The sequence below is a fragment of the Corynebacterium sp. MSK204 genome, assembly GCF_030229885.1.
Taxonomy (GTDB): domain Bacteria; phylum Actinomycetota; class Actinomycetes; order Mycobacteriales; family Mycobacteriaceae; genus Corynebacterium.
In genome coordinates this window covers 187,268-193,590 of sequence record NZ_JASPGQ010000004.1, presented here as the reverse complement: position 1 = coordinate 193,590, position 6,323 = coordinate 187,268, and the positions used below count along the sequence as shown (strand labels likewise).

Annotated in this window: 7 protein-coding genes; all 7 read right to left on the bottom strand. The window is 58.8% G+C overall.

Going from position 1 to position 6,323, the window contains the following annotated elements:
- Positions 1-57: 57 nt before the first annotated feature.
- Positions 58-294, bottom strand: coding sequence for a hypothetical protein (locus QP908_RS04355; RefSeq protein ID WP_284771749.1), 237 nt, complete (start codon positions 292-294; stop codon positions 58-60).
- Between the two features lie 96 nt (positions 295-390).
- Positions 391-1,116: a type IV toxin-antitoxin system AbiEi family antitoxin domain-containing protein gene (locus tag QP908_RS04350; RefSeq protein WP_023023847.1), complete on the bottom strand. Its 726-nt coding sequence runs from the start codon at positions 1,114-1,116 to the stop codon at positions 391-393.
- Between the two features lie 156 nt (positions 1,117-1,272).
- A complete protein-coding gene (locus QP908_RS04345) occupies positions 1,273-1,524 on the bottom strand; it encodes a hypothetical protein (protein ID WP_156904628.1) in 252 nt (83 codons plus the stop codon).
- 105 nt (positions 1,525-1,629) lie between these two features.
- Positions 1,630-2,913 carry a glycosyltransferase family 87 protein gene (locus tag QP908_RS04340; RefSeq protein ID WP_023023850.1) on the bottom strand — a complete coding sequence of 428 codons (1,284 nt, stop codon included), beginning with the start codon at positions 2,911-2,913 and terminating at the stop codon, positions 1,630-1,632.
- A 145-nt stretch (positions 2,914-3,058) separates the two neighbouring features.
- Positions 3,059-5,368 (bottom strand): phosphoribosylformylglycinamidine synthase subunit PurL, encoded by a 2,310-nt coding sequence (gene purL, locus QP908_RS04335; RefSeq protein WP_023023852.1) that lies wholly within the window; start codon positions 5,366-5,368, stop codon positions 3,059-3,061.
- A gap of 13 nt (positions 5,369-5,381) precedes the next feature.
- The gene (purQ, locus tag QP908_RS04330) at positions 5,382-6,065 is read right to left on the bottom strand and encodes a phosphoribosylformylglycinamidine synthase subunit PurQ (protein ID WP_023023855.1); all 684 of its coding nucleotides are present in this window, start codon (positions 6,063-6,065) and stop codon (positions 5,382-5,384) included.
- On the bottom strand, positions 6,066-6,308 hold the full coding sequence (purS, locus tag QP908_RS04325) for a phosphoribosylformylglycinamidine synthase subunit PurS (protein WP_005279580.1): 243 nt from the start codon (positions 6,306-6,308) through the stop codon (positions 6,066-6,068).
- Between the last annotated feature and the right edge of the window lie 15 nt (positions 6,309-6,323).

Here is a 6,323-nt window from a genome sequence, read left to right as displayed (position 1 = left end):
AAACCGGCTACCGGGCGGCTACCGCCACCCCGGTACCTGGTACCGCCTTACCGGTCCCTAAAACAAGCCCGCGTCACCTGGCACGTAGAAGCTGCGGGAGCCGAACCTTCCTAGCACCGCAAGGACTAGGAGAAATAGGGAAAAGATAACAACCGGACCGACATACTGCGGGCCGATGAGCGCACCCGCGCCCCAATAGGGAATATGCGGCGTAAACGGCGCCACCGCAAGCCACAGTGCGAGGAAAGCGACAAGCGCAAGCGGGACGGACAGCAACCGGGCAACGATCTTCATACCGGCAACGTTAGTCCTCGTTTCTGGGAATTCGTGGTGGTGATTGCAGCTCCAGTGGGCGCATTTTCTTCTATGCCGTTTCACTGCACTCTGCGGCTAACGAGAGTCTCTAAAACTCCTTGTCTCCACACCAGTGCCCGCGCTGATGAAGAAGCGATCTCGGAACTCTTCATTATCTTCGTCAGCCCCTGCTTCTTCCCAACACGCAGCCAAAAGATCGTTACCAGAATTGAATCCATAGGCTGCTGACACTGGTTCAAGCCGCTTTGCCAAGCTCTTTAATCGAACGCCTTCTTTTCGCAAGGAGTCTACGACGAGAGTCGCCAAATAATTGAATTCCATTATTTGGGAGGCCAGGTCCTCCACCGTCTTTTCTACTGAGGTTACGAGCAATCCGTCGATATTTTCTATATCCCCGACCCCTATTTCACGATCGTCATAAATGTGGATATCATTCTGACTGGTTTGTTTCCGCAAAGAAGCCGAGAAAGTCTGTGTATTCGGAATCAAATCACCAATGCTATGGATAAGTGCTGCGGACTCATGAGACACAACGATCTTATTGTCGGCTTCTATACGTTCTACCGCAAATAGATTTGGTTCAAGGGATATCCAAGCTTCCCTGACATCCGTTAATGGACCAAGCTGAACTGAGGGAAGAAGGTAGATGCCTCTGCGTGCGCGCGTTAGGATCTCGCTCCCTGCCAAGCGATTTATGTGGAGGCGAGAAATACCTTCGCGTTGAGCCTGAGCCGTAGTGATAATGCCCCACTGATTTGCCGCTAAGGATTCTAGCCACGCCAGAATTTCTACAGCTTTCATTTCGGCACCGAACCCCTCTACCCTTGGCCTCTTTCTTTACTTGTATCAACCAGAGGGATACAAGTAAAGACGGATTGAGTACCTACGTTGCACAGGCTTGAAAGCAAAAAGCCCGGCTTAAAGCCAGGCTTGAGCTAGGCGATGCTAGAGGCCGGCTTACCCCACAACAGAATTAGCGCCCACGACGGCGTAGCCGAAGAGCTCACGCAAGGTGGAGAACCATGCCTCAACCAGCTGGGAGATGGCCACGGATTCGCTGCCTAAGGAAAGCGCCTCGGTTTCAGAAGTCTCACCCACGATGGCCGCGATGGAGGCATCCTCGTCCACGGCGGAGAGATCGAGGCCGAGGCCGGCGGCATCGGCAAGCGCATTCAGCACCGCCTGACCGCCGCGGACATACACCATCACTGAGTGGGTGCCACCATCATCGGGCGGAGAGCAGCCGGGCAACGATCTTCAAGTCCTCGGTTCCGGAGGTGCGTGGTGGCGGATTTAGTGGAGAAAAGCCGCCTACTAACTCGCCTTTTTGAAGGAAAGGCGGCGGTCCCGCAGAGGCAGGGCGTCCTTCCGGCTTAGCTCCGCGATACACAGTGCGATGACAAAACCCACCAAGACGATCAACGAGGACCACGACAACCACATATCAGAATCTGCCTTGGCCAGTGGTGGGAAGAAGAAGAGCCCCAAGACCGGCACAACATAAATGATACGATTCTGCCCGCGGGCCAGAACGCCTAGCAGTGGCAATACGGCACACAAGACGTAATGGTCCCACAAGATATTGGCGGTAGCCGTAAGAACCGTAAAGATGCCGACGGCAGCAATGCGCCACGGCTCCTGTGACCGCAAAGCGGTAACAATAACCAGCGCAATCAATGCCAGGGCTACAAAAGGCGGAATAAGGCTGGCAGCCAGTGAAGGATCATGGACGATGGTGACAAGAATGCTGTCATCTTCAACGCGGTTGGTACTCAATTGGGAAGCAATCGATCCGTTGACAGGAGCGACCATTATTGCCGCCTTGATGTCCTGAAGGGTATCCCACCACGAGGTAAACACGTTCCAGCCAGAAACGACGATTGAGTAGAGCACAGCAACGGCTCCTGTCCCGAGTGCTACCACTCCCGTTTTGCGCGCCCGCGGGAAAACCACGCAGATGAGCACGAGGATAATGGGGGTTAGCTTCACTGCAGATACAAGTCCTAGTGCAATTCCCGCGCGCACTGGGTGCACGCGAGCAGCAGCAAGGCCGTAGGCAACTCCCGCAAAAATCAGCGGGCTCGTCTGGCCAAGTAGCAACGATGATTGAAAAGCTACCGATGCCCAGCCCAAGAGGATTCCAAAAAGCAAGGCCATGGTTGGTATCTCTTCTTCAAACCACAAGAACCAGGCGGAGACTATCAGCACCACCAACGCCCAACCGGAAGCAATCGCGAGCAATATCACGGAGACATCAAAACTCATGACCCGCACGACCAAGCTCATCACATCCGCGAGAAATGGGATGTGAACATAAGGGTGCGGGAACTCAGTGACATCAGAGTGGGCGATGGTGTCTAACCACACATCACCACGTGGCAGTGCGAAATCGCGTTCATCGATTCTATATAAATGCTCCCGATTTCCATCGCGAACGAGCAATCCAGCAATCCATAGCGCACCCCAGTCACCGTAATTCAGTTTTCCGGCAGAAATTACGGCAACCACGAGGCCAAACACCAACCCAATACAATGGTGATACCACCGCAGCACTGTTGATGCGGGCGCGGAGGCTTGATGGCGGGAATGCGCGCTCATGGGACTCCTAATATAAAAATTTCGATTCGAGACAGAGAGAAAGGGCGATGCTCATTGGGCAACGGCCCCGATCACCGAAGATAGTCTAAATGCTCCTCAAGCCCGGCCAAAGCCGGGCTTGAGCTAAGCGGTGACAGGGGCTGGCTTACTCCACAACGGAGTTGGCACCCACGGCGTGACCGAAGAGGTCAGGCAAGGTGGCAGACCATGCCTCAACCAGCTGGGAGATGGCCACGGATTCGCCGCCCAGGGTAAGGGCACCGGTTTCGGTGGTCTCGCCCACGATGGCCGCGGGGATGCCGAGCTCTGCCGCACGGGCAAGCACCTTATCGGCGCGGTCAGCGGTGGTGGCCACGAGCGCGCGGGAAGCGGACTCGGAGAAGGCCGCGGTGAAGGCGTCCTCGTGCACGGCGGTGAGATCGAGGTCGAGGCCGAGGCCGGCGGCATCGGCAAGCGCACCGGCGCGCTTGGCCATCTCAAAGGCGGCGACGGCAAGGCCACCCTCGGAGACATCGTGTGCGGCGGTGAGCAGATCGTTGCCGTGGAAGAAGTCCGCGAGGCGCTTCTCATTGGCCATGTCCACCTGGGGTGGCAGGCCGTTGAGGTTGTCCTTGTCGGCGCCCTCGGCGCTCACCAGCTGCCAGATGGAACCGCCGAACTCATCCTTGGTCTCGCCCAAGGCGATGAGGACTTCCTTCTCATTGACGGTGCCCAGGTTATTGCCAATGGCCTGGTGCACATCGTCGATAACGCCAAGCACGCCTACGACCGGGGTGGGCAGGATGGGCTCGGAGCCGGTCTGGTTGTAGAAGGAGACGTTGCCGCCGGAGACGGGGATGGACAGTTCCACGGCGGCATCGGCAAGCCCATGCACGGATTCGCGGAATTGCCACATCACGTCCGGGTTTTCCGGCGAACCGTAGTTCAGGCAATTGGTAATCGCGACGGGCTTGGCGCCGGTGACCGCGACGTTGCGGTAGGCCTCCGCCAGGGCCAGGCGCGCGCCCATGTTCGGGTCCAGCTTGGTGTAGCGGCCAGAAGCATCGGCGGAAACGGCGACGCCGCGGCCGGTCTCCTCATCGATGCGCAGCACGCCCGCGTCCGCGTGATGGGACTGGACGGTATTGCCGCGCACGTAGCGGTCGTACTGATTCATGATGAAATCGCGCGAGCACAGCGAAGGCGAAGAGACGAGCTTCTGCAGGGATTCCACCAGGCCGCGCTTGTCCGTGCCCTGGTATTTCTGCAGCTCATCCTGCCACTCGGGGCGGGCGTAGGGGCGCTCGTAGACGGGCGCTTCATCTGCGATGGTGCCAGCTGGGGCATCGACGACGACCTCGCCCTGGTGGCGAATGACCAGGTGGTCACCCTCACTAACCTCACCGATTTCGGCACAGGTGACCTCCCAGTGCTCACAGATTTCGCGGAACTTCTCCACGTTTTCCGGTGCCACGACGGCGCACATGCGCTCCTGGGACTCGGAGGCGAGGATTTCCGCGGCGGTCATGTTTTCCGCGCGCAGCGGCACGGCATCGAGGTTGACCTCCATGCCGCCATCGCCGGACGCGGCCAGCTCAGAGGTGGCACACGCCAGGCCGGCACCGCCCAAGTCCTGGATGCCCACCACAACACCGGCGTGGTAGAGGTCCAGGCAGCATTCGATAAGCACCTTTTCCGCGAAGGGGTCGCCCACCTGCACGGCAGGAAGCTTGCGCTCCGCGCCGTCTTCAAAGGTATCGGAGGCCAGTACGGATACGCCGCCGATGCCATCCAGGCCGGTGCGGGAACCGAAGAGCATGACCTTATTGCCAGTGCCGGAGGCGAAGGCGAGCTTGAGGTCATCGACCTTGAGCGTGCCCACACACAGGGCATTGACCAGCGGGTTTCCCGCATAGGTTTCATCAAAGACGGTTTCTCCGCCAATATTGGGCAGGCCCAAGGAGTTGCCGTAGCCGCCCACGCCGGAGACGACGCCGGGTAGCACGCGCTTGGTATCGGGGGCATCGGCAGGCCCAAAGCGCAGCTGATCCATCACGGCAATCGGGCGCGCACCCATGGCCATGATGTCGCGGACGATGCCGCCCACGCCGGTGGCCGCGCCTTGGTAGGGCTCCACGTAGGAGGGGTGGTTGTGCGATTCCACGCGGAAGGTCACCGCATTGCCATCGCCGATGTCCACCACGCCGGCGTTTTCACCAATGCCGGCGAGGATCTTCTCCCCCATCTCCTCCGTCATGGTCTCACCAAAGTAGCGCAGGTGCGTCTTGGAGGACTTATAGGAGCAGTGCTCGGACCACATCACGGAGTACATGGTCAGCTCCGCGTCGGTGGGGCGCCGGCCCAGAATATCGTGGATGCGCTGGTATTCGTCATCCTTCAGGCCGAGCTCAACGTACGGCTGCTGCTCATCCGGGGTGGACTGCGCCTTGTCTACGGTGTCATTAGAAACGGTCATGTAGGTGGCCTCCTTAAACCGCCGGCGCTTCCGCGACGGCCTTGATGGCGGATACGAATAGTCCCAATCCGTCGGTGGATGGGCCGGTCAGCGGGTCAATGGCGTGCTCGGGGTGCGGCATGAGGCCCACAATCCGGCCGGTCTCATCGCTTACCCCAGCAATGCCATTGATGGAGCCGTTGTAGTTATCGGTATAGCGGAAGACCACGCGGCCTTCGCCCTCGATGCGGGCGATATCGTCATCGCCTGCTTGGAAGCGGCCCTCACCGTGCTTGGCGGGCACCAAAATCTTTTGGCCCTTTTCAAACTCGCTGGTCCAGGCCGTGGTGGAGTGCTCCACCTCCAGGTAAGTATCGGTGCAATGAAAATGCAGGCCCTTATTCCGGGTCAATGCGCCCGGTAAGAGGCCTGCTTCAGTCAAGATTTGGAAACCATTGCAAATGCCGAGCACCGGCATTCCCGCCTTGGCGCGGTCGATGACGCTGCGCATGACGGGGGCGAGCGCCGAAATAGCGCCCGAGCGCAGGTAGTCACCATAGGAAAAACCGCCCGGCACGACTACCGCGTCCACGCCGTGCAGATCAGCATCTGCGTGCCAGAGGTTAATGACCTCGGCGCCGGCGGTGCGGGCCGCGCGGGCGGCATCCACATCATCCAGGGTGCCGGGGAAGGTGATTACTCCGATTTTTGCGGTCACTTACTTGACCTCCAGCTGCGTAACCTCGTAGTCCTCGATGACGGTATTAGCCAGCAGCGTTTCTGCCACCTTATCCAGTTCCTCTGCGGTAACGGAATCATCTACCTCGAGTTCGAAGCGCTTTCCTTGGCGCACATCGCTGACACCGGATACTCCGATGCGACCCAATGCGCGGACGACAGCTTGGCCCTGCGGATCCAGAATTTCCGCCTTGGGCATGACATTGACAACTACACGAGCCATGAAATTTTTGCCTTA